Source organism: Cytobacillus sp. FSL R5-0569 (assembly GCF_038007265.1).
GTDB classification, from domain to species: Bacteria; Bacillota; Bacilli; order Bacillales; family Cytobacillaceae; genus Cytobacillus; species Cytobacillus kochii.
In genome coordinates this window covers 3,823,428-3,848,764 of record NZ_JBBOWW010000001.1, presented here as the reverse complement: position 1 = coordinate 3,848,764, position 25,337 = coordinate 3,823,428, and the positions used below count along the sequence as shown (strand labels likewise).

Annotated in this window: 29 protein-coding genes and 1 riboswitch; of the genes, 21 read left to right on the top strand and 8 right to left on the bottom strand. The window is 36.7% G+C overall.

Features of this window, described 5'->3' with window-relative positions; all coding sequences use genetic code 11:
• Positions 1-76: 76 nt before the first annotated feature.
• Complete coding sequence (locus MKX78_RS19490) at positions 77-406, bottom strand: YolD-like family protein (protein ID WP_341051979.1); 330 nt, start codon at positions 404-406, stop codon at positions 77-79.
• Positions 407-511: 105 nt separating this feature from the next.
• On the opposite strand from MKX78_RS19490, the gene MKX78_RS19485 reads away from it, so the two are divergent.
• Complete coding sequence (locus tag MKX78_RS19485; RefSeq protein ID WP_341051977.1) at positions 512-736, top strand: hypothetical protein; 225 nt, start codon at positions 512-514, stop codon at positions 734-736.
• Positions 729-950, top strand: a complete 222-nt coding sequence (locus tag MKX78_RS19480) for a LexA family protein (RefSeq protein ID WP_341051975.1) — start codon at positions 729-731, stop codon at positions 948-950. Before MKX78_RS19485 ends, MKX78_RS19480 begins: the two co-directional genes overlap by 8 nt.
• A 10-nt stretch (positions 951-960) precedes the next feature.
• Here the strand turns inward: MKX78_RS19480 and MKX78_RS19475 are convergent, their stop codons facing one another.
• Complete coding sequence (locus MKX78_RS19475; RefSeq protein WP_341051973.1) at positions 961-1,170, bottom strand: helix-turn-helix transcriptional regulator; 210 nt, start codon at positions 1,168-1,170, stop codon at positions 961-963.
• A gap of 169 nt (positions 1,171-1,339) precedes the next feature.
• On the opposite strand from MKX78_RS19475, the gene MKX78_RS19470 reads away from it, so the two are divergent.
• The 4 genes from MKX78_RS19470 to MKX78_RS19455 all read left to right on the top strand — a co-directional run bounded on the left by MKX78_RS19470 (position 1,340) and on the right by MKX78_RS19455 (position 5,399).
• Positions 1,340-2,668 (top strand): FtsK/SpoIIIE domain-containing protein, encoded by a 1,329-nt coding sequence (locus MKX78_RS19470; protein WP_341051971.1) that lies wholly within the window; start codon positions 1,340-1,342, stop codon positions 2,666-2,668.
• Positions 2,616-3,185, top strand: a complete 570-nt coding sequence (locus tag MKX78_RS19465) for a replication-relaxation family protein (RefSeq protein ID WP_341051969.1) — start codon at positions 2,616-2,618, stop codon at positions 3,183-3,185. The genes MKX78_RS19470 and MKX78_RS19465 overlap by 53 nt, the downstream gene beginning before the upstream one ends.
• The gene (locus tag MKX78_RS19460; RefSeq protein ID WP_341051967.1) at positions 3,182-3,598 is read left to right on the top strand and encodes a hypothetical protein; all 417 of its coding nucleotides are present in this window, start codon (positions 3,182-3,184) and stop codon (positions 3,596-3,598) included. The genes MKX78_RS19465 and MKX78_RS19460 overlap by 4 nt, the downstream gene beginning before the upstream one ends.
• Before the next feature lie 712 nt (positions 3,599-4,310).
• On the top strand, positions 4,311-5,399 hold the full coding sequence (locus tag MKX78_RS19455) for an N-acetylmuramoyl-L-alanine amidase (protein ID WP_341051965.1): 1,089 nt from the start codon (positions 4,311-4,313) through the stop codon (positions 5,397-5,399).
• Between the two features lie 124 nt (positions 5,400-5,523).
• Here MKX78_RS19455 and MKX78_RS19450 read toward each other — a convergent pair whose 3' ends face one another.
• Entirely contained in the window at positions 5,524-6,078 is a 555-nt protein-coding gene (locus tag MKX78_RS19450; RefSeq protein WP_307318389.1) for a TetR/AcrR family transcriptional regulator, read from the bottom strand.
• A gap of 117 nt (positions 6,079-6,195) precedes the next feature.
• On the opposite strand from MKX78_RS19450, the gene MKX78_RS19445 reads away from it, so the two are divergent.
• The gene (locus MKX78_RS19445; RefSeq protein WP_322910431.1) at positions 6,196-6,993 is read left to right on the top strand and encodes an SDR family oxidoreductase; all 798 of its coding nucleotides are present in this window, start codon (positions 6,196-6,198) and stop codon (positions 6,991-6,993) included.
• Positions 6,994-7,059: 66 nt separating this feature from the next.
• On the opposite strand, the gene MKX78_RS19440 is transcribed toward MKX78_RS19445, so the two are convergent.
• Positions 7,060-8,364, bottom strand: a complete 1,305-nt coding sequence (locus MKX78_RS19440) for a lysine N(6)-hydroxylase/L-ornithine N(5)-oxygenase family protein (protein WP_341051960.1) — start codon at positions 8,362-8,364, stop codon at positions 7,060-7,062.
• 159 nt (positions 8,365-8,523) lie between these two features.
• On the opposite strand from MKX78_RS19440, the gene MKX78_RS19435 reads away from it, so the two are divergent.
• The 11 genes from MKX78_RS19435 to MKX78_RS19385 all read left to right on the top strand — a co-directional run bounded on the left by MKX78_RS19435 (position 8,524) and on the right by MKX78_RS19385 (position 20,783).
• Entirely contained in the window at positions 8,524-8,670 is a 147-nt protein-coding gene (locus MKX78_RS19435) for a lmo0937 family membrane protein (RefSeq protein ID WP_157733904.1), read from the top strand.
• A 355-nt stretch (positions 8,671-9,025) separates the two neighbouring features.
• Positions 9,026-9,994 carry an ABC transporter substrate-binding protein gene (locus MKX78_RS19430; protein ID WP_095372003.1) on the top strand — a complete coding sequence of 323 codons (969 nt, stop codon included), beginning with the start codon at positions 9,026-9,028 and terminating at the stop codon, positions 9,992-9,994.
• A gap of 4 nt (positions 9,995-9,998) precedes the next feature.
• Complete coding sequence (locus MKX78_RS19425) at positions 9,999-11,984, top strand: iron ABC transporter permease (RefSeq protein WP_307318385.1); 1,986 nt, start codon at positions 9,999-10,001, stop codon at positions 11,982-11,984.
• Between the two features lie 322 nt (positions 11,985-12,306).
• Positions 12,307-13,152 carry a DUF72 domain-containing protein gene (locus tag MKX78_RS19420; RefSeq protein WP_095372005.1) on the top strand — a complete coding sequence of 282 codons (846 nt, stop codon included), beginning with the start codon at positions 12,307-12,309 and terminating at the stop codon, positions 13,150-13,152.
• A gap of 61 nt (positions 13,153-13,213) precedes the next feature.
• Complete coding sequence (locus MKX78_RS19415) at positions 13,214-13,516, top strand: YunC family protein (protein WP_095372006.1); 303 nt, start codon at positions 13,214-13,216, stop codon at positions 13,514-13,516.
• A gap of 124 nt (positions 13,517-13,640) precedes the next feature.
• A riboswitch (Lysine riboswitch) is annotated at positions 13,641-13,825 on the top strand.
• Positions 13,826-13,997: 172 nt separating this feature from the next.
• Positions 13,998-15,569, top strand: coding sequence for a Na+/H+ antiporter NhaC family protein (locus MKX78_RS19410; RefSeq protein WP_095372007.1), 1,572 nt, complete (start codon positions 13,998-14,000; stop codon positions 15,567-15,569).
• A 478-nt stretch (positions 15,570-16,047) separates the two neighbouring features.
• A complete protein-coding gene (locus MKX78_RS19405) occupies positions 16,048-17,235 on the top strand; it encodes an ABC transporter substrate-binding protein (protein WP_095373607.1) in 1,188 nt (395 codons plus the stop codon).
• A gap of 241 nt (positions 17,236-17,476) precedes the next feature.
• Entirely contained in the window at positions 17,477-18,352 is an 876-nt protein-coding gene (locus MKX78_RS19400; protein WP_095372008.1) for a branched-chain amino acid ABC transporter permease, read from the top strand.
• Positions 18,353-18,357: 5 nt separating this feature from the next.
• Entirely contained in the window at positions 18,358-19,299 is a 942-nt protein-coding gene (locus MKX78_RS19395) for a branched-chain amino acid ABC transporter permease (protein ID WP_095372009.1), read from the top strand.
• A gap of 1 nt (position 19,300) precedes the next feature.
• Positions 19,301-20,092 carry an ABC transporter ATP-binding protein gene (locus MKX78_RS19390; RefSeq protein WP_095372010.1) on the top strand — a complete coding sequence of 264 codons (792 nt, stop codon included), beginning with the start codon at positions 19,301-19,303 and terminating at the stop codon, positions 20,090-20,092.
• Positions 20,079-20,783: an ABC transporter ATP-binding protein gene (locus tag MKX78_RS19385; protein ID WP_095372011.1), complete on the top strand. Its 705-nt coding sequence runs from the start codon at positions 20,079-20,081 to the stop codon at positions 20,781-20,783. The genes MKX78_RS19390 and MKX78_RS19385 overlap by 14 nt, the downstream gene beginning before the upstream one ends.
• 108 nt (positions 20,784-20,891) lie before the next feature.
• On the opposite strand, the gene MKX78_RS19380 is transcribed toward MKX78_RS19385, so the two are convergent.
• Entirely contained in the window at positions 20,892-21,824 is a 933-nt protein-coding gene (locus MKX78_RS19380; RefSeq protein ID WP_341052797.1) for a M23 family metallopeptidase, read from the bottom strand.
• A 251-nt stretch (positions 21,825-22,075) separates the two neighbouring features.
• Between MKX78_RS19380 and lipA the strand changes: the two genes are divergently transcribed.
• Complete coding sequence (gene lipA / locus MKX78_RS19375) at positions 22,076-22,996, top strand: lipoyl synthase (RefSeq protein WP_095372012.1); 921 nt, start codon at positions 22,076-22,078, stop codon at positions 22,994-22,996.
• Positions 22,997-23,051: 55 nt separating this feature from the next.
• Here the strand turns inward: lipA and MKX78_RS19370 are convergent, their stop codons facing one another.
• On the bottom strand, positions 23,052-23,636 hold the full coding sequence (locus MKX78_RS19370; protein ID WP_095372013.1) for a YhcN/YlaJ family sporulation lipoprotein: 585 nt from the start codon (positions 23,634-23,636) through the stop codon (positions 23,052-23,054).
• 158 nt (positions 23,637-23,794) lie between these two features.
• On the opposite strand from MKX78_RS19370, the gene MKX78_RS19365 reads away from it, so the two are divergent.
• Positions 23,795-24,070: a YutD family protein gene (locus MKX78_RS19365; protein WP_095372014.1), complete on the top strand. Its 276-nt coding sequence runs from the start codon at positions 23,795-23,797 to the stop codon at positions 24,068-24,070.
• A gap of 44 nt (positions 24,071-24,114) precedes the next feature.
• On the opposite strand, the gene MKX78_RS19360 is transcribed toward MKX78_RS19365, so the two are convergent.
• Together MKX78_RS19360 and MKX78_RS19355 are read right to left on the bottom strand one after the other, a co-directional pair.
• Positions 24,115-24,372, bottom strand: a complete 258-nt coding sequence (locus MKX78_RS19360; RefSeq protein ID WP_251163570.1) for a hypothetical protein — start codon at positions 24,370-24,372, stop codon at positions 24,115-24,117.
• 92 nt (positions 24,373-24,464) lie between these two features.
• Positions 24,465-24,731: a DUF3055 domain-containing protein gene (locus tag MKX78_RS19355; protein ID WP_095372016.1), complete on the bottom strand. Its 267-nt coding sequence runs from the start codon at positions 24,729-24,731 to the stop codon at positions 24,465-24,467.
• Between the two features lie 160 nt (positions 24,732-24,891).
• Between MKX78_RS19355 and MKX78_RS19350 the strand changes: the two genes are divergently transcribed.
• Positions 24,892-25,329 (top strand): DUF86 domain-containing protein, encoded by a 438-nt coding sequence (locus tag MKX78_RS19350; protein ID WP_341052795.1) that lies wholly within the window; start codon positions 24,892-24,894, stop codon positions 25,327-25,329.
• Positions 25,330-25,337: the final 8 nt, after the last annotated feature.

Sequence of the window (25,337 nt, the reverse complement as noted above, 5' to 3'; positions counted from 1 at the left end):
AAGAAATACTTTTGTATTAACTAAGGTAGCCAAGAAAATTTATTGGCTACCTAGTTTTATTATTTTAATAGACTATCTAGACCCTTTCGACTGATATCACTTCATCAATGTGAAATTTTAAGATTCTTAAATTGTTCGTTTCCAAGTGAATGTACATATTAATATGATCAATTTTATCGACAATTCCCTCATAAGTTTTCGTGATCCCATCAACCCAAATTGTCATTTTGATTGTAAGGGTGTAGTTTAATGATTCCATCGTTATTATCTGTATTTCCTGAAGTTCTTGCTCATCTAGTTGTGGCTTCTTTATCTTTTCATATTCACGTGGTATCTGTTTGAGTAATTCGGTGTGTTCACTCATGAAAAATCCTTGCCATTTCATCTTGCCGCGATCCTTTAACATATCCATTCACTCCTTATGAACTAATTTTATACAAACATTTGTTCGAAAACAAATTGAAATAGAACGAATGTTCCTGTAAAATTATGTTTAAAGGAGCTGGTAAGAATGAACCACTTGTTTAAATACTCATTAAACGAGCGTAAACCAATTGAACTGATTTATTTAAATAATTCTGGAGAAATCTCTTATAGGTTAGTCATCATACGGAGAATTAAAGTAGATAATGTTATGGTTTATGACTTGCAAAAGCAACAGATGAGGACATTTAGCATTGATGGAATCTTATCAGTAGCAAAACCAAAAAGACAAAGAGGGGTCAATTATGCGTAAACTAACAACTAGACAAAGAGAAGTGTTAGAAACATTAGAAAAATACGTTGCAAAAAATCATTATCCGCCTTCATATAGAGAGTTAAGCGCTTTGGTTGGACTAGCATCTTCATCCACTATAAGTGGGATTTTAAATAAATTACGAGAAAACGGTTATGTAGACTGGAAAGATGGAAGACCGAGAACATTAAAAGTAATTAAGACCGCCTCATAAAAAGGTGGTCTTAATTTTTGTTTTCTTCTGTAAGTTCGCCCCACAAGTCTTCAACAGTGGTATTGAGCGCTCGTGCAATTTTAATAGCGTTTTGTACATACGGTAATGTTTCCCCTTTTACTATTTTGCTATAAGTGCTTTCAGTAATTCCTACCTTTCTAGCTATAAAAGCTTGAGAAACTCCATGTTCTTTATGCCATTTTCCAAGTTTATTCTCCATTTATATCACCTAAGTGTAATATTCAACAACGAACATGATTGTCCTTTAAAGATTTATGGAATAGGACAAAAACGCATTATCATACGCTATATCATTCGGCAAGATATTCGTTTTCAAATTCGGCTGCCGCACATTAATGCGAACTCATGGACAATAGAAGGTAAAAAGGGTGACGCAGTCCTATCAAGTGACGTTTATCTTGCAACTATTACTACGTAATACAAAAGGAGATGGTGGTGTGATTTTTGAAATTGTATCGACCACTTTAATGGGGAGTTTAGCAGGTTACTCATACCTCAAAAAAGCCGGCCTAACTTACGATTCTGACAAGATACAGAAGATATTTAATAACGCTGGTCTTTCAATCAGGGAAGAAGGAAAGGTAAAAACGATTCGCCTACAAAAGAAAAGGAAAATCGAAGGAGGAATGGAGTACATCTACCAGTTACCTCTAGGTATGTCATCAAAGGATGTAATGGATAAGGCACATGTATTGGAGGATGGTTTAAATATTAAAGACAACTCGATTGATTACTCCTATACTGATTTGTTATCTCTCAAGCTCAATAAAGACATTATTAAACAGATCAAAAATTTAGGTGAAAAACCAAAAAAGAAAAAGGAAATCGAAATATCGTTTGATGGCATGTTGCGTATTAAAGTTTACAATCAGGGATTTGCAGAAAAGTATATATGGGATGATAGCCTATTAAAGAAAGATACCTGGTCCATACCAGTCGGCCATACAAGGACATCAATCATACATCATAATTTTGACAAAGATAAACACCTTATCATCGCTGGCGCCACTGGTTTTGGGAAGAGTGTGTTTCTAAAGTTGGCAGTCACAACACTTATAGCACAACAACCAGCACACACACATTTACATCTTATAGATTTAAAAGGTGGCTCAGCATTTCAACGATTCAAAAATCTGAAACAAACAGATAATTTTGCACGTGATCCAGAAGAAGCTAAACAGATATTACTAACCATTGATGAACAGATGACTAAGGAGTACCAATCTATTGTAGATAAAGGATACGAGGATGTAACAGAGGCAGACATCAAGGAGCGACACTTTATCTTCATTGATGAAGCAGCAGACTTAACTGATCATCCGGTTGCTATGGATGCAATAACAAGTATAGCTCGTAAGGGGAGGGGAGCAGGATATTATTTGATTTATGCCACACAATATCCTAGTGCTCAATCTATTCCACAACAAACAAAACGTAATATACCTATTCGACTTTGCTATGTACTAGATGATGCTACAGCATCGAATACTGCACTTGGTCAGACAGGTGCGGAACAATTACCGATGATACCAGGTAGAGGCCTATATAAAAATGTAAAGACTAATACCATTCAAACACCATTCATCAGTAATGATGAGATAACTAGACAGGTTTCGCCATATCTGGCGAAGGAGGTTATTAAATTTGAAGAATCAACAACGAATCGAACAGATACTTTTAAGCTTGAAGAAATGTGATTATCTCACTCGGGAGCAATTGCAACGAATGCATAAGCTTGGCAAAGATCGCAACGCTCAAAAAATTTTAAGAAATATGAACCAATACTTATCTCATTTTTCGGAAGATAGAAAGAAAGTTTATTATTTAAATACATCAGGTCGTGAGTTTGTTCAAGCTGATAAAGTAAGAAAGAAAACAGCACAAGTCAATCACTTTCTAATGCGTAATGACCTATACATTTCACTCGGTAGACCTACCACATGGCGCAATGAAGTCAAAATAACCCTCAACAACATTTCCCTCATATCTGACGCAGCTTTTATACTTAATAAAATTCACCACTTTGTAGAAATAGATAATAAACAATCCATGCAAAAGAATGTACAAAAGATAAAAAAATACAGAAAGTTATCTACATTTAATCCACAATTTCAATTAGTTTGGGTGACGACTACTTTATATAGAAGAAACCGGTTAGAAAAGCTATGCGAAGGTATGAATTTTAAAATCTACTTATGGGAGGATTTAAAATGAAAACTCAAACGATGTCCGTTAACGAATTTATGTCTGGTTCTTATAAAAATAAAGAGAAAAAGAGAAACTGGAAAGGTGTTAGAAGAATAGGCACATCAATTGCCGTTCCCTTAATTATGGCAAAACCAGCGTTTGCTGCATCATCCGAAGCCATACCAGTAGGAGCTACTGAGTATCTTGGTGATAAGTCACTTGAGATATTGGCACACGCATTAGATCCGTTAGTTGGTTTGATGGTTGCATTGAGTTTCCCTATTTCTTCGGTTGTTGTAATTGGTTCGTGTTTTTTCTTCATGTTAGGGAAAAGTGATAGAGCATGGACTGGTATTCAGAATGGAGCGCTTGGATATGTGCTTATACAAATTATGCCGATGCTGCTTAAGGTATTAAAAGAAGTTGGCAGTGCAATTTAATATATAATAGAAGAAACTAATTATTTTATTTTAGAAAGAGTGTTCAAACGTGCCGATTTCGTGCCGATTCGAATTGAAAAAGTATGAATTCTATTAAAAGGTATAACTTATTTATTCAGATAAACTCCTATTTTTAAAATGATATGAAAAGGATAGAAATCCATTTTTAATCAAGTTCGAGATGGAAGGTTCAATTGGATAAATGCTTAAAACCCTTATTATTTAAGGGTTTTTTGTTTGGAGTAATAGAGGGAAAATACGTTCGTGCCGATTCAGATTATTTTCTCGTTTATTTTTAGTATATGAGGCGAACTTTTTTAGTTCGTCTTCTTTTTTTGAGTTTAAGTCAGAGGTTATTTAGTTTAATCAGTCATGCTACTTTTTCATAATTGTCTACAGAGTGAGATGCATGCAAGGAATTTCCCCACCCAAAAACAGCAAGTCGTTCGTTTATTGTCATAATTTTTGAATGTCGATTATGTTTTTAGGTTACTACGCTATTTTGGGAAGCCAAATGCATTTGCATTAACAACACGGTTGAAACAATAGAGTAGCAAATGCGTCTTATATACCTAGACCAGTAATTTGCTCATTATATTTTTACTCCTCCATTCTATAGAAAAAATAGGCTTTCTATATGTATTTTTATGAAGGGCTGTCCACACGGGCAGTCCTTTTTACTTATATATTATAGAAAGGAGAGTGTTTTTATATGGTTAATGTGATAAAGCAGCTGGTATCTCAGGAAGTGGTTAATCAACGCTCTTATGGTAAAGGGAACAAAATTCAATATATAACACCACATCAAACAGGAAATATGGGAATCGGAGCAAATGCACAGATGCACGCTAATTTACAGTCGAACTTAAATGCAAGACAAGCTAGTTGGCACTACCAAGTGGATGATCGCATGGTAATTCAGTCATTTGAAGATGATGTGATGTGCTGGGCAGCAGGAGATGGGCGAGGTCCGGGGAATACGGCGTCGATTCATATTGAAATGTGCATCAATGCCGATGGAGATTATGAACAGACAATCAATAATGGAGCAGCATTAGTCAAAATGTTGATGGACAAGTATGGGTTGGATCGGAGTAGAATTAAACAACATCACGATTGGTCAGGGAAAAACTGCCCCGCACAATTGCGCGCGGGTTATAAGGGCATTACATGGGAGGATTTTTTGAATAAAGTAGATGGGGTGCAGGAAGAGGAAAATTTCGGATCCCCTTCCCCCGGTCCTAATCAGCCGAAACCAAAACCAAAACCGGTTGAGAATGGAAATAGTATTGTCGACTATCTTAACGCACAAGGGATCGACTCATCTTTCAAGAATCGAGCAATATTAGCAAAGCAATATGGGATGAATAATTATCAAGGTACGGCGGCGCAAAACATTGCTTTATTAGAAAAAATCAAAAAAGGAGTGCCGAAGAAGCCACAAATAGCCCCGAAAGCGAATCTGAATGTGGACGGAAAATGGGGAAAATCAACAACGAGAGCACTACAAAAAGCACTTGGTACTCCTGTTGATGGTATCATCAGTAATCAGCCGAAAAATAGTGTAACGAATGCCTTCTATGATGGAACGATTCACTTTGCTAGTGGAAAACAAGGAAGTCCGATGGTAAAAGCATTACAACGAATGATTGGTGCAAATCCTGATGGTTTTATGGGTCCTCATACAGTAAGAGCGTTACAAATATATTTGGGGACGGTTGTTGATGGTGTACTAAGTCGTCCATCCCTCGTTGTAAAAGAAATGCAACGACGACTAAATGCAGGAACTTTTGTTAAATAAATGAAGATAAAATAAAAAGCAAGGTTACTTTAATGGAAGTATTCACCTTGCTTTTTTTATATTATTGCATAGAGAAATTCAATTGACTTGTATATCCAAAGAATAAAGATCCTTAATGGAATAATCATTTTTCCTTAGAGTTCGCCGTTTTCATGTTTGTATGTGAAGCTGACCAATCTGTCGTCCCTATCTTTCTTAATTCAATAGCAGCTTCCTCAGGTGTCATTTGAAAAGAGTCATATACCCATTCAGCCAGAAAGCCAACTGTGCCATAGCTAGAAAAGGAGGCGTAACTTTTATGGTTATAGACATGCATTAATGCTGCAGATAGTTCTCGTGATAATTGGTGAATGAATTGTGGGTTTTTTAACTGTTCTTTATAAAAAGATTGATAAGAAAAGACATGATTACATATATCCTTGGTTGTTTCTTCAACCTTTAAATGGGGATGGTGCATTTTTTTAGCTTGAGGATAAAAGGCTAAAAATTCGTTGATAATGTCCTTTGAGAGTTGCTCAAGCAAATCATATTTATCATAGTAATAGACATAGAAGGTAGAGCGACTAATGCCTGCTCTTTTTACAATCTCTTTTACTGTTATAGAAGAGAATGTCTTTTGATGTAATAGCTCTAGTAGTGCTGTGATGATATAAGCTTTCGCAGATGTATTTTGTAGCATTGCTTCCTCATCTCCTTAAATTGGACATTTAGTGTGAAAATGTCGTTTGTTTGTATTGGCTTGTTTTTTTACAATTATAAGTGATAGTAAATTGAAGTATAACGGAGGGGAACATAAGTGACAAATGTTCATGTAATAACTGGTGGTACAGGTGGCATGGGAAAAGCGATTGCAGAAGCGTTAAACAAGGAAGATATCTATTTGCTCGCCGATGTGAATGAAGAGAGATTAAAACAGACCCAACAAGAGTTAAATGACAAAGGAATCGCTCAAGTACATTATCAAACAGTAGATATAACAGATCAAGAAAATGTTCGAGCATTGGTGCAAAAGGCTGATTCATTAGGTGAGTTAAAGTCCATCATCAATACAGCTGGATTATCACCGACGATGGCTGATGCGAAAAGAATTGTTGATGTAAATTTAAAAGGAACAAGTATCATTTTAGATGCCTTCTATGAAATCGCACAAAAAGGGACAGTTGCCGTCTGTATTTCCTCAATGAGTGGACATATGGTGCCAAAGGAAGGGCCGTATAGCGAAATACTAAAGGCGCCGTTAGCTGAAGATTTACACAAGAAGATGGAGCCTTTCTATCAAACGAATTCTGGTGCTGCCTATAGCTTTTCGAAATTAGGTGTTTTATTAATTGTAGAAGACCAAGCATGGAAGTGGGGACAGAAAGGGGCGCGAATTGTTTCTGTTTCTCCAGGTACGATAAATACACCAATGGGTAGACAGGAAGCTAGTCAATCTGAGCAAATGAAGATGTTACTAGAAAAAACACCTTTGCAGCGTGAAGGAGAATCAACTGAAATTGCTTCAGCCGTTGCGTTTCTAGTGAGTGATGCTGCAAGCTATATTACTGGAACTGATTTAAGAGTCGATGGTGGCACTGTCGCTAACCTAAAATAATAAAGAAAAACCCTGCTGAATAGACTTTCATCAGCAGGGTTTCTTTATTGACTGTATCAACATTGACTAGTGTTTCGGTGAAAATTGCTGAAAAACCGTTTTTGTTGGTTCAGGGTATATTTCTTTTCCAGCAATTGAATTGATGATTTTTTGATTTCTTAGAACAGATAGGCCTAGATTTGTTGCACTAGCCCCGTGGGAATGCTCGATATTGGTTAAGGTATAGATATGATTTGTTTTCTTTTTCTTAAAGTCAATTTGATAATTTTCCGTTACTTTGAATCGTTTATTGTCTTCCCAAATGATTTCATCGGCAAATTGCGATAACCAATTCGGTAGGGCAGGTTTATAACCAGTTGCTAAGACGACCTTTTCCGTTTGATGAATAAATTTTTTCTCCTGCTGCCATTGTTGACAATGTAGATGGTACGTCTTCTCTATTTTCTCTATTTTCTGCGCTTCTGTTAAGGGTTGGATAGTTACATTGAGTTTTTCCCCACTAATAGAACGGTGGTAAAGCAGATTATAAATTTTCTTTAAAGTTTCGGGGTCAATGCCATTCCGTAGTTGATTTAAAGAATCTAATGCTTCAAGACGATGGTCAAAATCAAGTTGATGGAAATAATGAATATATTCAGGTGAGAAAAATTCTTTCCCTAATTTGGCATCTTCTTTTTGAAAAAGTCCTGAAGATCTTGTAAACCATGTTAGTTCATAATCGTGGTTTTTCTGATCTAACAATAAGTCGTAAAAAATCTCAGATGCACTTTGACCAGAACCGATTACAGTGACTGAATGACCACTTTTCAATTGCTTCTCATGAAACAAATACTCACTTGAGTGAGTAATATCATTGTTTGGCCAATCTCCATCTAATCCCTTTGGCACCATTGGTATACTGCCAGTTCCGATAATGAGATTCTTTGTTAAATAGTTGGATACTTCTTTTTTTAGTAGATTCTCTACAGTTACTTGATAAAGATGATCCTTTGTTTCTATCACATTTGTTACACGATGGCTGAAATAACAATGTGATAATTGATGGGCTACCCAACTACAATAGTCACTATATTCTTTGCGCGGAATGTTGAATTGGTTGAAAAAGTAGAACGCATATAAGCGCTCATGAGTATGTAAATAATTGATAAATGTATATGGACTGGTTGGATCGGCAAATGTTACTAAATCAGCTAAAAAGGGTGTCTGTAAATCTGTGCCCTCTATAAGCATACCTGGATGCCATACAAACTCCTCTTCTTGTTCAAAAAATAATCCATCTAAATCTTTGACTCGATCAGTTAAAGCTGCAAGACTTAAATTAAAAGGCCCTAAGCCAATGCCAATAAAGTCATAAACGACAGGTGTGCCCAATAGTATCCCTTCTTCCGTTAATAGGTGAAATATCTATTCTGTATTTTCCCTTCCTCTCATATATTCTAAACATAGAGAAATGTTCTGTAGGTTTAAGTGTTTTTTTTCTGGGGTATGTAAGAGTATCGAACAAATACACAACAGAAAGGACAATGTAAAATGCTCTGGACGATTATCGGTATTTTAATTATTTTATGGATTTTGGGATTTAGCTTTGATGTCGCAGGAGGACTTGTCCACCTATTATTAGTTATTGCACTCGTCGTTTTATTATTCCAATTAATTACTGGAAGACGTAGACCTTAACGGGACATCTGAGGGTAAATAATATAAGAACGAACGCCCACCTTAATGAAGGTGGGCGTTTTCATTGTGTCGTTTGATTGAAGAAATGTTCATTCAAGATATGATATCGATTATATACGATTTTATTAAAGATAAGAGCATTTAAAATGATTAAAGAATGAATAGTAGTGTGAGCAATAAAAATAGTGTATTGCCAAACGCTATTTTTTACATTAAAATGAGAATGATTATCATTGTTGAAAGGTTAAAATCAAATTAAATTCTCAAATGATTAGCTTTTAATATTTCGGAATTTTCTTCACTTTGAATGAGATTGCTATGATAATTAATTTTTTTGGAAATGGAGCTTTGATTAATGAAGAAATTATATTTTATTATGCTTTTATTTGTACTCATTTTAGCTGGTTGTATGCAAAAGGAAGAAGAGAGTAATAGTGGAGAAGAGAATAATAGCAATCAAACGATTGTCATTGAAGATGCGTCAGGTGAACGCAGCTTTGAAGGAGTTCAGGAGAAAGTAGTTGCTCTTGAATGGAGCGTGGCTGAAGAGTTATTAGCTGTTGGTGTACAACCAGCTGCAGTAGCTGATGTAGAGGGGTTTAATAAGTGGGTAACAATTGACGCTAAATTAGATGATAGTGTTGTGGATATTGGTTTAAGAACAGAACCAAATATTGAAGAAATAGCAAAGTTAGAGCCCGATGTGATTATTGGTATGGAATATCAAGAACAGTTTAAAGCGGACCTTGAAAAAATAGCTCCTGTAGTGATTTTTGATAGTTCTACAGAGGAAGCTCAAAAAGACTTATATGCTTACATGTTACATACATTAAAGCAGACAGGTAAGCTAGTAGGTAAAGAACAAGAGGCTGACGAGGCAGTTGCTCATTTAGAGGAAAAAATGGCAGAAGCGAAAGAGAATATATCTGCAGCTCAATTAAAGACAAATGAATTTGTTTTTACACAAGCTTATTCTGCGAATCAAGCCCCGACCTTTCGATTATTTACAGAAAACTCAACGGTGAGCCATACACTTGAAGGTATAGGATTGACGAATAAAATACAGGACCAAGATCCTCAGCCGAGTGGTTTTATTACAACAAATGTAGAGGGTGTATCTAAGTACGAAGAAGCTATATTTCTTCATACTGTACAAAAAGATGATCCGTTATTTAATAATTTAGAAGGAAACAAAGCTTGGAATTCTTTATACTTTGTAGAAAATGATTTGATGTACGATGTAGGCGCAGGTGTGTGGACGTTTGGTAGTGTTCTTTCTATGGAAACTTTAGTTGATCATGTTGAAGAGACATTAGTGAAGTAATGTTATGAGAGTTAAACCCTTTCTATTATTTGCGGTATGTGTGCTCTTGTTTATTATTCTTGGTCTCATCCACTTGAGCCAAGGACAAGCTTCAACAGGCTTACTCAGCTTTTGGATGGAAGTATGGGATAATGAGCAGGAACTGAATTTTCTCCTTTATAGTAGAATGCCGAGGTTTTTAATTGGTTGTTTAGTTGGAGCTGCACTTGCCGTAGCAGGGATGTTATTACAAACAATGACAAGAAACCCACTCGCAAGTGCAAGTACACTAGGCATTCATGCAGGAGCATTTTTCTTTGTTGTTCTTTTTTCCATTTTCTTTCCTTCTATAAAGGGTGCCTTTCCATTTTTGGTGACGATGCTTGGAGGAATCATAGCAGCTTTAATTGTTAGTTTTTTAGTAGGTAGAGCATTGGATCCTATTAGAATCGCATTAACTGGATTGATAGTAACAATGTTGTTTTCTTCATTTACTAGTGCCCTGCAGCTTTTATATGAAAATGAAGTGTCCGGGTTGTTTTTATGGGGAGCGGGAACATTGTTACAGCTTGATTGGAGTGGCGTTCAATTTGCTTTGCCATGGGTTCTCTTCACTCTTCTTTTTGCCTTTATAATAGGTCATCGTTTTGACGCTTTACTGTTGGGGGAAGATGTAGCTGTAGGATTAGGACAAAATGTGATGATAAGTAAATTAATAGGTTGGGGCATTGCAATTATATTAGCTGCTGTCTCTGTTACAGTAGTAGGCCCAATTGGCTTTGTTGGTATTATGGCTCCACATATTGTTCGTTTAATGGGATTTAGAAAGCATCGATCCATGCTAATAGGAAATATAGTGGTCGGTGCAGGCTTACTCATATGTGCTGACATCTTTGTTCGTATGATATCTAGTATGTCTGAGTTACCTGTAGGAGCAATGACGGCCATTATAGGAGCACCTTGGTTAGTCTATTTAGCCTTAAAGATAAGTAGGAAAACGAGAACTGCTGGAGGAGCATTAGAGGGGAAAGTGCGAATTAAGCATGTTAAAAGATTTTATGTCCTCATATCTCTCGCCGTTCTTGGATTAGTAGGGTTTAGCCTTTCGTTTGGGGGAACAAGTTTCACTAGTCTTTTAGAATTGCCAAGAGAATTGATGTATAATACCTTCGTTTGGGATTTTCGCTTGCCTCGAGTGGTTGTCAGCTTCGGAATTGGTATGATGATGGCGGCTAGCGGTTTAATGATGCAGACTGTTTTACGTAACCCACTTGCTGACGCTTCTGTTTTAGGTGTGACTTCAGGTGCAAGTGTAGTGGCGATGTTGGTTCTCATTGTTTTTCCACAAGCCCCCTTTGTCCTTATTCCAATTGGTGCATTAATTGGTGCACTTGTCACAATGGGAATTGTATTGTTTATTAGTGCGCGGAGCGGTTATCAACCGATGATTCTATTATTAATGGGTGTTGCTGTATCCGCGGTAGGTTCTGCTATTATACAGATTTTATTAGTACGTGCGAACCTTCATGCATCACAAGCTTTAACATGGCTTGCTGGTAGCACCTATGGGACAAGCTGGAGTGATCTAGTAATTGTGATGATAACATCGTTACTACTATTTCCGGTTATTCTCTATATGGCCAATACATTCGAGATCTTATCATTGAGTGATGAACTATCCATTGGTTTAGGTGTGAAAACAAGTAAAATGCGTATGTTTATGATTATACTAGCTGTTATGTTGTCAAGCATCAGTGTATCAGTGGTTGGAGCAATTGGGTTTATCGGTTTACTAGCTCCACATATTGCTAGACAACTGGTCGGTCCGAAGCTACTACAATTACTGCCATTAACCATAGTAATTGGCGGGATTTTACTTATTTCAGCTGATTTTCTTGGAAGAGTCGTTTTAGCTCCGAAAGAAATACCTGCTGGAATAATTGTTTCTTTAATTGGTGCACCATACTTACTTTATTTATTGAAAAAAACGAACAAAATCAAAGCGAGTTAACCTGTTTAATAAAAAATAATCTGAACAATGGTTCGGGTTATTTTTTTTCTTTTTAACTCATAGTAAAAAACGAATATTTGATTTATACCATTTCCATAAGTTACTTTTTCTATATGCTTATCCTTATTACTGTGTAAGGGTTCCTTTTTCGATACCGATGAACAATCACAAAATAAGAAAATGGGCCAATGAAATGTTCTAAGAATCTTCTTTTCTGTTTTGACTGATTCTTTTTCACTTATTTCATTGCCCTTCTTGTTTATGGTTATATCCTTTAGGTAAAATAATCAGTATGAAGATTATTGGTAGATGAGGTGATGGAATGATTAGGATTGGTTTAACTGGATGGGGAGATCATGACAGCCTATATACGGAGCGTATATCTAACCGAGATAAACTATTAGAATATGGCGCTCATTTTCCAACAGTTGAGGTAGACGCTTCCTTTTATGCCGTACAGCCAGAAAGGAACGGGGAAAAGTGGGTGAGGGAAACGCCTGCTTCATTTAAATTTGTTGTGAAAGCTTATCAGGGGATGACGGGGCATCAAAGGGGGGAGATTCCTTTTGAGACAAAGGAAGAAATGTTTGCTGCTTTTAAAGCGTCGCTTGCCCCTTATATAAGAGAAAATAAGTTAGCGATGGTCCTATTTCAATTTCCACCGTGGTTTAATTGTAAAAAGGAAAACGTGCAATATTTACGCTGGTGTAAACAGCAAATGGGAGAAATACCATGTGCTGTTGAATTTCGTCATCAGTCTTGGTATCAAGATGCGTTTATAGAAGGTACTTTAAATTTTATCAAGGAAGAGAAATGGATACATACCGTTTGTGATGAACCACAAGCAGGGGAGGGGTCTGTTCCAATTGTGATGCATACTTGCGGTAATCCAATTGTACTAGTCCGCTTGCACGGTCGTAATGTTCATGGATGGCAAAATAAAAAACAACCAAATTGGCGTGAAGTTCGCTATCTATACCGTTATAATCACCAGGAATTATTGGAGTGGGCAGAGCGATTAAAGCAATTACAAAAAGAGGCGAAGGAGGTCTATGTACTATTTAATAATAATTCTGGTGGTGACGCAGCGGATAATGCGAAGGAAATTCTAGAAATATTAGGAATTGAATATGAGGGATTAGCTCCAAAACAACTCGGTTTATTTTAACTAATGAGTACACCGAATCTCTACCTATAACATAAATTGTTAAAGGGAAGGGGGGACGGTCATGGTTGAATTAAAGCCTGTTATTTTGGATGGTCATACGTTTATGACTGTATCCGTGGAGCTGCCAAAAACTAATTTGTTAGTCGTATCAAATGATAAAGGATATATCATGTGTGGTGCATTAGACGTTGCGTTATTAAATGAAAAATTAAAAGATCGCCATGTCATTGCTGGTAGAGCAGTAGGGGTAAAAACGATTCAACAGCTAATAGATGCACCACTTGAATCAGTCACTTTTGCTGCAGAGGAATTAGGCATTAAAAAAGGGATGATCGGTAGAGAAGCGCTATTAAGAATGGTATAGGTTATAGTATCCTACTATATCTTAAAAATAATAAATTTATGAATATTTTAGGTTTTGATAGAGTTTTGCATAAATAATTATATTTTGATATAATGTATAACAATTGAATAATGCCTTATCAATCCGATGGGGTAGAGGCGCAAATCATCATTAGTAATCAATGTGAGGATGACAACAGTGAACTTTGATAAAAGGGAGATTTGCCGAAGCAAATAGGTACGTCAATATTTATTTGTTGGGGTTGCTCTTAATAGGAGTAACACTGTCATTATGGAGGTATATTAACCATAATGGGGAGCTACAGTCGTGATGGAGAATAACGTTACTTCTTGAAGGGTAATGATAGAATCTCTATCGTTACTCTTTTTTTATTATCAATTAAGGATCAAAGAAAAGTGGAGGATACCTTTCTCTGATCGTTAATTGATATGAGACGCATTCGTTCATGTCTATAGCTCCTATACTAATAGGAGGTCTTTTTATGACAGGTACATTTATTTCTGTGCTGCCACCTTTGGTAGCGATGCTTTTGGTTATACTAACAAAAAGGGTGATTCTCTCCCTTGGTTTAGGGGCGTTAACAGCAGCTATCATAATTGGAGGATATCAACCGCTAGATACGCTACAAATATTTTTCTCGTCGTTTATAGCACTTTTTATAACAGATGAAGGGTTAAATACTTGGAATATATTCATTCTATTATTCTTACTTATTCTTGGTAGCATTACTGCATTTATTTCACTATCGGGTGGTAGTCGTGCCTTTGGTGAATGGGCAATGAAGCGTGTGAAAACGAGAGTGGGTGCACAGTTATTAACCGTAGTTTTAGGTATGATTTTGTTTATAGATGATTATTTTAATGCGCTAACAGTTGGACAGGTATCTCGACCTGTTACCGATCGACAAAAAGTATCACGTGTAAAGCTTGCTTATTTAATTGATTCAACATCCGCACCTTTATGTGTTATTTCGCCTATATCAAGTTGGGGAGCATCAATTATCGCCTTAATTGGCTCGATTTTAGTGTCTCATAAAATAACTGATTATAGTGCTTTCTCTGCTTTCATGCAAATCATTCCGTTAAATTTTTATGTGTGGGCGGCAATCATAATGGTGTTTATCATTGTTGTTGGGCAAATTGACTTTGGTCCGATGAAGAAACATGAGAAACAAGCTATTGAACAAGGAATTCTATTTGATAAGAAGAAACAGTTGAAAGACGAAGTTCAAGAAGAATTACCTATTAGTACGAAAGGGACTGTTGGTCATCTTGTTTGGCCAATCATTGTTTTATTTATTGGAACAGTGAGTATGATGGCTTGGACAGGCATTAATGGTGCAGAGGGGAATGTGTCGTTAGTATCCTTATTAGAAAACACAGATGTGGCCTTATCATTAATTGTCGGAGGATTATTGAGTTTAGCTGTTGCTTACGTACAATTTGCTCAAGTATTAAAGAAAGATGATAAACTAACGAGTAATTTTTATTTGAAAGCTACATGGGTTGGGATGAAATCTATGTTTGGATCAGTATTGATCTTAATTTTTGCCTGGTTACTCGGAGATTTGATTAGTCAACTAGGTACAGGGGAGTACTTGGCTAGCGTTATTAATCAATCGAATCTGAGTCATGATTTTATCCCTGTTATCCTATTTATTATTGCGGCACTTATGGCATTTAGTACAGGTACATCTTGGGGATCATTTGGCATTCTTCTTCCAATAGCTGGTGATATTGCTGTAGCTACAGATATATCCTTGCTGATTCCTGCAATGGCAGCTGTACTTGGAGGTGCAGTATTCGGAGATCATGCTTCACCGATTTCTGATACTTCTATTTTATCCGCCACAGGTGCAGGGAGTAATTTGATTGACCATGTCATTACACAGTTTCCTTATGCCTTTACAGCAGCTGTTGCTGCGGCCATCTCTTATATCATTTTGGGTGTAAGTGGAAGTGTAATCATTGCATTAGCTGCTTTGATTGTTATGATGGCGGGGATTTTCCTTGTTGTTAAAATGTTCGGTACAAAAACCGAGAAGATGATATAATAATTCTTTTGAACAATATAGGAAGGAGGAATGAACTCGTCGGTTCATTCCTCTTTTTCTATCCTACAAGTCTAAAATCACTACATAAGCAAAGTTATTTTACTTTATATAAAAGTAGCTAGTTATTTTTAATTGCTAATTATTAACAATTAACTGAACTACATTATACCTATCTACTATTAATTATTTTATGAATATAATGATAGAGTTTTACAAACAAAACATAGTAAAGAGAAACCCTTTAACGCTCTAAACTATTAATAGATTTCTAAATATTAATATTATTCACAAAGATTGTTTTGACAGATGAATAAAATGATACTATACTATTTTTAGATTTATAGCAATTATCAGAAAAATATTACATTTTGGTTATTTTAGTCTACTTTTTTTGTGTGGTATCTTTTCTTGTGGGGTTTATATGGGGGATTTGAACCATGCTCTTAGTTGTTGGAATAATCAAAAAAGGGGGATCATTATGTTATTTAAAAAGAGAATGACCGCTGTTCTTTTAGCTTCTACCATAGGAGCTGCAGGTTTCCTTGCTGGCTGTGGTAGTGATAGTGCAGGTGGTGGTGAGTCTGGTGATACTGTCAAGATAGGTGCCAACCTAGAACTTTCTGGTGCAGTTGCCTCATATGGTGAAGGAATTGCTGAAGGAATCGAATTGGCTGTGGATGAAATTAATAAAGATGGTGGAATCGACGGTAAAGAGATAGAAATTGTAAAAGTAGATAATAAATCGGATGCAGCAGAAGCAACCAATGCAGCTATTAAATTAACGGAAAATGATGATGTCGTAGCTATTATTGGGTCTGCTACAAGTGGAAATACAGTTGCTCAAGCACAAGTGGCTAATAATTCAGAGACGGTATTGCTTTCTCCTTCAGGTACGAGTCCGAATGTAACAGTGAATGATGATGGAAGCTTAAATGATTTTGTATTCCGTACATCGTTTATTGATCCTTTCCAAGGAACAGTGGCAGCTAATTTTGCTGCCAATGAATTAGGAGTTAAAAATGTAGCTATCTATGCTGATAATGCAAGTGATTACGCAAAAGGTTTAGCAGCTTCCTTTAAAGAAACTTTCGAAGCAGCAGGTGGGAAAATAGTTGCCGAAGAATCTTATGTGGCGAAGGATACTGATTTCAGGTCCACACTTACAAGAATTAAATCAGCTAATCCCGAATTTATTTTTATCCCTGGTTATTATGAAGAAGTAGGACTTATTGTCAAACAAGGACGTGAAATGGGTATTGACGTACCGCTAATGGGTGCTGACGGTTGGGATTCACCAAAGCTAGTTGAATTAGCCGGAGGGGATTCCTTAAATAACACATTTATAACAAACCATTATTCTTCGGGTGATCCAGACGAGACAATTCAATCCTTTGTAACAAAGTTTGGTGAAAAATATAATGGCTCATCCCCGGATGCTTTTAATGCATTAGGTTATGACTCTGTATATATGTTGAAAGATGCCATGGAGCGTGCTGAAAGTACAAGTGATGCGAAGAAAATCAAAGATGCCTTATCTGAGACGAAAGATTTAACTCTTGTAACGGGTATCATTTCAGTTGATGAAGATCATAACCCAATTAAATCAGCTACTGTATTGGAATATAAGGATGGGGAGCAAGTCTTCAAAACGAAAGTAAATCCTTAAAATGAGGCTGTATTAAAATGGGAGGAGCGATTGGGCCTTCCATTTTTTTTATCAGATATGAAAGGGTAATTCCTGTTGTGATAGCTAATAATCTCATAGTCCAAGATTGCTCAGGGGCAATAGTTTTTTGAAATTAGCGTGTCAAAAATTACCTTATGAGGAGATATTCAGCATAGCGTTTTCGCTAGCTGTCACTCTCTATCTGAAGCTATTCGGGTTATTTGAAGAGGAGTGGGGATTCATGGATTGGATTCAACAGTTAGTAAATGGGATATCGTTAGGAAGTATTTATGCACTGATTGCTTTAGGCTATACAATGGTTTATGGAATTATCAAATTGATCAACTTTGCCCATGGTGAAGTATTTATGATTGGGGCGTTTGTTGGTTTTTACGCGATTGCTGGTTGGGGGTTAGGATTCTTTCCTGCCTTAATTATTGCAATGGCTGTCTGTGCAGGGATGGGTATGTTAATTGAGCGAGTAGCATATCGAAGGTTGAGAGGTTCTACGCGAATTGCTGCCCTCATTACAGCGATAGGGATTTCTTTATTTATACAGTACTTATTTATTTACTTTAGAGGTGCACAACCAGAAGCTTATCCTGAAGTCATTAGCAATCAAACCTTTAATATTTTGGGTGCACAAATCAGTAGTCAATCACTTATGATTTTAGGCACTTCGATTGTGCTAATGATTGTTCTACAATTTATTGTTCATAAAACCAAAATCGGTAAAGCAATGCGGGCTGTGTCACATGATATGGATGCTGCAAGGTTGATGGGGATTAATGTAAACACAACCATTTCCGCCACATTTGCTATTGGCTCTTCCTTGGCCGGGGCAGCAGGTGTTTTCTTTGGTGTGTATTATACAAAAATAGAACCGTTAATGGGCGTGATTCCAGGATTAAAGGCTTTTGTTGCAGCTGTACTAGGTGGCATCGGTATTATTCCTGGAGCGATGGTTGGTGGCCTTGTGTTAGGCGTAGTTGAAACGGTTGTTAGTGGCCTTGGTTACTCTTTATGGAGAGACGCGGCAGCATTTGTCATTCTCATTTTAATCCTTTTATTCAAGCCATCAGGTATCTTTGGTAAAAATGCAAGAGAGAAGGTGTAAAAAGGATGAATACGAAGAAGATCAAAGGTTTCTGGTTGTTTGTTATTCTCTCCATTATTGTTTATTTTGCAGTTCAGATGGCTGCAAATACTGGAATGATTAATAATTATCATGTGAATACACTTGTTTATATTTGTATTAATATTATTTTGGCCGTCAGTTTACATTTAGTTATTGGTATTACAGGACAATTTTCAATCGGACATGCTGGTTTTTTAGCTGTTGGGGCTTACATTTCAGCAATTGTAACGATGAAACTTTCACTTCCATTTCCTATTGCACTTATTATTGGTGGGATTGTTGCCGCTTTAACTGGCTTAATTGTTGGGATACCTTCTTTAAGGTTACGTGGTGATTATTTAGCGATTGCAACATTAGGATTTGCAGAGATTATCCGCATCATTTTCTTAAATATTGATGCAGTAGGTGGAGCAGCAGGTATGCAGGTCACAAAGATGACAACTTGGACTTCGGCCTTCATCTGCTTATTTATTACCGTATTAGTGATTGTGAATTTTACAAATTCAAGGCATGGTCGCGCATGTATATCGATTAGAGAAAATGAAATTGCTGCCGATGCGATGGGTATTAATACGACCTACTATAAAGTAGCGGCATTTGCCATTGGGTCTTTTTTCGCAGGAATCGCAGGGGGGTTATATGCTCATAATTTTTATATTATTCAACCCGTTCAATTTGGTTTTTTGAAATCATTTGATATCCTCATTTTCGTCGTATTAGGGGGATTAGGCAGTCTATCTGGGGCGGTTATCTCGGCTATTTTGTTAACGATTGTCTCCACATTTTTACAAAGTTATCCTGAAACACGAATGATTATCTATAGTGCCGTGCTTATTCTAGTTATGCTTTACCGTCCGCAAGGTTTATTGGGGACAAAGGAAATTACGGACCTCTTTAAACGTAAAAGCGTGAAAGGAGGAAGCTAAAATGGAGAATCAACCATTATTAAAAGTCAATCAAGCTGGTATTTCTTTTGGCGGTTTAAAAGCTGTTTCAGGATTCGATTTGGAAATTCACCAAGGGGAACTGATCGGTTTAATTGGTCCAAACGGAGCAGGGAAAACGACCAGCTTCAACCTATTAACTGGTGTCTACGTGCCGACTGAAGGAGATATTTTCTTAGAAGGTGTACGTTTAAACGGACTCCCTCCCTATCAGGTGACAAGGAAAGGTATCAGTCGGACGTTTCAAAATATTCGTTTATTCAATGACCTTTCTGTGTTAGATAATGTAAAAGTAGCGAATCATTCGCGTGCGAAACATTCGATGTTAAGCTCGATTCTCCGGTTGCCTTCCCATTTTAACGGAGAAAAAGAAATGGAAGACAAATCAATAGAACTATTACGTATTTTTCAGCTTGAACATGTTAAGGATGAATTGGCTAAAAACTTGCCATATGGACAACAAAGGCGATTAGAAATCGCAAGAGCATTAGCAGCTGGACCAAAGCTTTTGCTGTTGGATGAGCCGGCTGCCGGTATGAACCCACAAGAAACACATGACCTTATGGAGCTCATTCGCTTTATTAGAGAGAAGTTTGATTTAACAATACTCTTAATTGAGCACGATATGAATTTAGTTATGGGGATATGTGAAAGAATTTATGTGCTTGACCATGGGCAATTAATTGCCGAAGGGTTGCCAGAAGAAATTAGAAGCAACCCAAAAGTAATCGAGGCTTATCTCGGAGAGGAGGTTTCTTCGGATGCTCAAGGTTGATGGAATAGATGTTTACTATGGGAATATTCATGCATTAAAGGGCGTCTCGTTAGAGGTATTAGAAGGAGAGATTGTCACTTTAATTGGTGCAAACGGAGCAGGGAAAAGCACGCTATTAAAAACGTTATCAGGGTTATTAAAGCCGAAGCAAGGCGTGATTCAATATGAGAATCAATCGATTGTTGGTAAACAAGCACAAACGATTGTGAAGGCTGGGATATCGCATGTACCAGAGGGAAGACGCGTGTTCTCGAATATGACTGTAGAAGAAAATTTAGAACTAGGCGCTTTTGTAAGAAAAGATAAAGAAGTACAAAAAGATATCCAGAAAGTATATGAACTTTTCCCGCGATTATTCGAAAGAAAAGGACAGCTTTCCGGAACTTTATCAGGCGGAGAACAACAAATGTTAGCGATGGGCAGAGCCATTATGGCTAGACCTAAGTTGCTTTTGTTAGATGAACCATCCATGGGCCTTGCCCCTATTATGGTTAAGACCATCTTCAGTATTATAGAAGAAATTAATGAAACAAATGGAACAACGATTTTACTTGTTGAACAAAATGCGCATATGGCCCTCTCTATTGCGAAAAGAGGGTATGTCCTTGAAACTGGAAAAGTGGTGCTCACCGGATCAGCAAAAGATTTACAAGAAAGTGATGAAATCCGTATGGCTTATTTGGGCGGATAAAAAGAACCCGTTAACAAAATATTGGGTAATGGATCATTGCTCAAGCGAAATTCAAAAAACGAGGAGTTAGATGCCGCTTCTAACAAGAAGGCGCCATCTCTTCCTCGTTTACTTTGCTCTTTCTTGTCTTTCCCAAAGATTCAAATGAGGATATGGGTCGTACGACCATTCAGTATAGCCATTATCCTTATACATACCATAATGGAGGTGGGGAGGGAATTTTCCCGAAGTCCCTTTTGGTCCATAGCCAGAACTACCGACACCACCAATGACTTTTCCAGGTTCAACAATTTGACCAACTTTTAAATCATCAGAAAATCCACTTAGGTGAGCGTAATAGTGATAGTTATTGTTGATATCGCGAATACCAATTCGCCAACCACCATATTTATTCCAGCCTTTCATTTCGACAATACCATAACTGGTAGCTCTAACTGGTAAGCCGTAATCAGCAAAAATATCTGTTCCTTCATGGATTCTTCTACCACCCCAACCTCTTGCACTTCCCCATGTACTTCGATAGCTATAATGAGTACCAATTGGGACAGGAAAAACATGTTCATCTAAATTAAGTCTCCCATAGTTTTGATAAAGCTTTGCTTTTCCCATAATAATTCTGACCGATTTATCACGTTTATAATAGTTCCAAATACCAATTTTAATGTTCTCATAATCCGTACCATAACGAAGTAGAAAGTTAGCAAATGCGTACAATACATCGTCATCACTATCTAAACTTGCTTTTCCGTCACCATCACCATCAAAGCCAATACCATTAAAAAACTCTATCGTCTTTGGGTCTTCGTCATTTATGTTTGGGTTTGTGAAACCAACCCATTCCTCCGGTTTAAAGTAAATGCCAGTAATCCCTTCAGCTTTAGGTAAGTCTCTTCTTGATTGTCTTACATTTCTTTCATATTGATCGATGGCAGCAAGATAATACCAAGGAATGGTCGTGACTGTTTCAATTCTTTCATAAAGCGCCATTCTTTTTGCGTAAATATCATCTATTTCGGAGGTTACTGCCGTTTCTGGTTGCATTAAGGATAAGACCGTTGTTAAGGTGATAAGTAATGTGAAAACTCGCACCAATAAACCTCCCTTCTCTTCTAATTACTGTTATAGTTTGTGATAAAATAGAAAAACGATAAATATAAAATATTGGAAGGTTTTTGATGAACGAGGTTGTTCTATCTACTTCCATGTGTTAAAGTTGCTTCTGTAAGACTCTCTAGATAAAAATGATGATAAAAAAAGCGTCTTTTTGAAATTCTGGGATGGAGTGAAGAAGAATGACGACTAAGAAAGATGAACATTTACGTAAGCCGGATTGGTTAAAAATAAAGTTAAACACTAATAAAAACTACACCGGATTAAAGAAAATGATGAGAGAAAAGAATCTTCATACTGTATGCGAAGAGGCAAAATGCCCAAATATTCATGAATGTTGGGCGGTAAGAAGGACAGCAACATTTATGATCTTAGGTTCTGTTTGTACAAGAGCCTGTCGTTTTTGTGCGGTCAAAACAGGGCTGCCAACTGAGCTAGATTGGGAAGAACCGGAACGCGTAGCTGATTCAGTTGCTTTAATGAATTTAAAACATGCAGTTATTACAGTGGTTGCGCGAGATGATTTAAAAGATGGTGGATCAGCTATTTTAGCGGAAACGATTCGTGCCATTAGAAGAAAAAGTCCATTTACAACTGTAGAGGTTTTACCTTCTGATATGGGCGGGGTATATGATAATCTTAAAACAGTAATGGATGCAAAACCAGATATCTTAAATCATAATATTGAAACAGTAGAAAGACTGACGCCAAGAGTAAGAGCGCGTGCTACATATAAACGATCACTTGAATTTTTACAACGTTCTAAAGAAATGCAACCTGAAATTCCAACCAAATCAAGTTTAATGGTTGGGTTAGGGGAAACAAAAGAAGAAATCATTCAAACGATGGATGATTTGCGAGCACATGACGTAGATATTATGACGATTGGTCAATATCTACAACCATCTAAAAAACATATAAAAGTTGTAAAATACTATCACCCAGATGAGTTTAATGAATTAAGGGAAATTGCAATGTCCAAAGGGTTTAGCCATTGTGAAGCAGGTCCAATGGTTCGTTCTTCCTATCATGCAGATGAACAAGTAAATGCAGCAGCTAAGCAAAGACAACAAATGGGTGAAGTAGACGCGAAAGAAGCGTAAACACAAGAAAGGGGATTAGCTAAAGGAGCTAATCCTCTTTTGATATTTCATAGCGTTACTTATTTGACATCTTTTCAGACTTGTTAATATCGGCTTTTTTCATTTGACTCGTTAATTGATCAATACCATAATGTGTGTGCTCACTATCTGCATCCATCGTAGAATAACTTTCTATTTCTTTGCGGAGATTGGTATTGTCAGTGGTATAAATATCAAACCATCCGGGAACAACTGATTCTGCCATTTTTTGTACTTGTGTAGCAGTTGATTCACGATTATCTGAATCCGTATTGTAAACAATTAACACTTCATTGTCAGTCACTAATGTAGATACATCATCCACATTAGGAAGTTCAGTACAATATTTTCCGATAATATCAGCCACTTTTTCACGATTAATGGCAGCATAATGTTCATTGGATACCTTTTCTCCATAAATAGGACTTTTTTGATGACGAACGTATCCGAAATCTTCACTATTTTGCTGACTAGTATTGTAAATATCTGTTCGCTGATCATTCACATTAACCGTATTGCCACTTTCGGGATAAATATCTCCTTTAGCGGAATGATCGGCTGCTTGACATCCAGTGAGAGCAACCATACTGGATATCCCGATGAACATTATCATTTTTTTCATCAGAAACACCCCCTTAACAATATCTTTTCCGATTCTTTCGTTTTTTTCCTTAGTAATTGATGGTGAATCAGTTATAATTTAAAATAGGACTATTGTACATAAACGTTAACTTTCTTTATAATTTAATTAGTGAGCCAATGAAAAAGAGGTGAGATCAATTGGTTTGTATACAAAACGCTTGTTATGAAGTAATTGAAGATATTAGAGACGGATTTAATGAAGAAGCTTTTCGGGGTCGATATAGTGAAATATTAAATCGTTATGATTATATTGTAGGTGACTGGGGATACGGCCAACTAAGACTAAGAGGTTTTTTTGACGATCAGAATCAAAAAGCGACGTATGATACGAAAATTAGCACTTTGACAGAGTATTTATACGAATATTGTAATTTTGGTTGTCCTTATTTCGTTGTAAAAAGAGTGAAGCAATAGAAAAAGCTGAACGAATTATTCGTCCAGCTTTTTTTCTGTTAAAATTACTCATCTGAAGCTTCTGAATGGGGATCGTGTGCTCCAGGCATTTCTCTAGGAATGTCAGCATGAAGTTCCCGATTTTCATAAACAAATGCACTAGATTGGTGTTGACCTTCTTCCCACTCTGAACTTTTATTCTCAACAGGTGTATGCTTCCCTCTTGGTGCACCATACGGGCCCTCAGGTAAATCTTCCACTGCGAGGTTTTCCTTTTGTGATTCAACATTGTCAAAATCCGAGTAATTCTTTTTTTGATCCATTGATATCACTCCTAATAATATGAGAAAAAATGAGAGCCTTGCTACGCTCCCATTTATACTATTTGCAGGAGCAATCAATATTATCCAATCGGTTAAATGACCTCATATAAAAAGGCTCTTAACTCTTCTGCATCTTCGCTCTCCAATTGAAAAGCATGTTCTAAATAACCCTCTTCTTCAAGGTCATCGGTACCAATAATAGCAAAACGACTTCCTTGAATATCAAGAACAAGTTGTTTTCCATAATACCGATCTGAACGAACAAGCGCTAAATCAAAGCGTTGATTTTCACCCATAAAACTAACAAAGCGTGTTTTTGTATCTTCTAAATCATCATATAAAAAGAATCTTTCGGTCATTTAACGTATAGACCCCTTTCTAACTATCCATGCTACATTTATCATAACAAAATCTTAGCAGACAGGAAATTGATTTTATACTCACATAAGGGAGAACTTTCTTCATTGTTATGAATGAGATACAATAGATAGGAAGTATGGGATGAGAAAGGTGAGAGACATGTATTTTGTTGATCGAGAAAAAATTGAGGAAATCCTCGTTTATTTGGAAAAACAACTATCACTATTAGGGAAACATACAGCACTTCATTCGGATATAGAGAAACTTGCGCTTGAAAGACTGAGCCATATGGTTATTGAGGCGGTCTTAGATGTAGGTAATGCAATGATTGATGGCTTTATTATGAGAGACCCAGGTAGTTATGAAGATATTATTGATATTCTGGAAGATGAAAAAGTCATTGACCATGAAATGGCTATCAGCTATAAAAAGGTTATTGCTTACCGTAAGCCATTAGTGCAAAGTTATACAGGCATTCAACATGATGAATTAAACAGGAGCTTCCAATTAGAATTAGCTCAATTAAAAAAATTCCCTACAGCTGTTAGAGACTATTTAATGAAAGAACTTGGTCCTGTATCAGCTTTTAGAAATTAGGGGGAAAG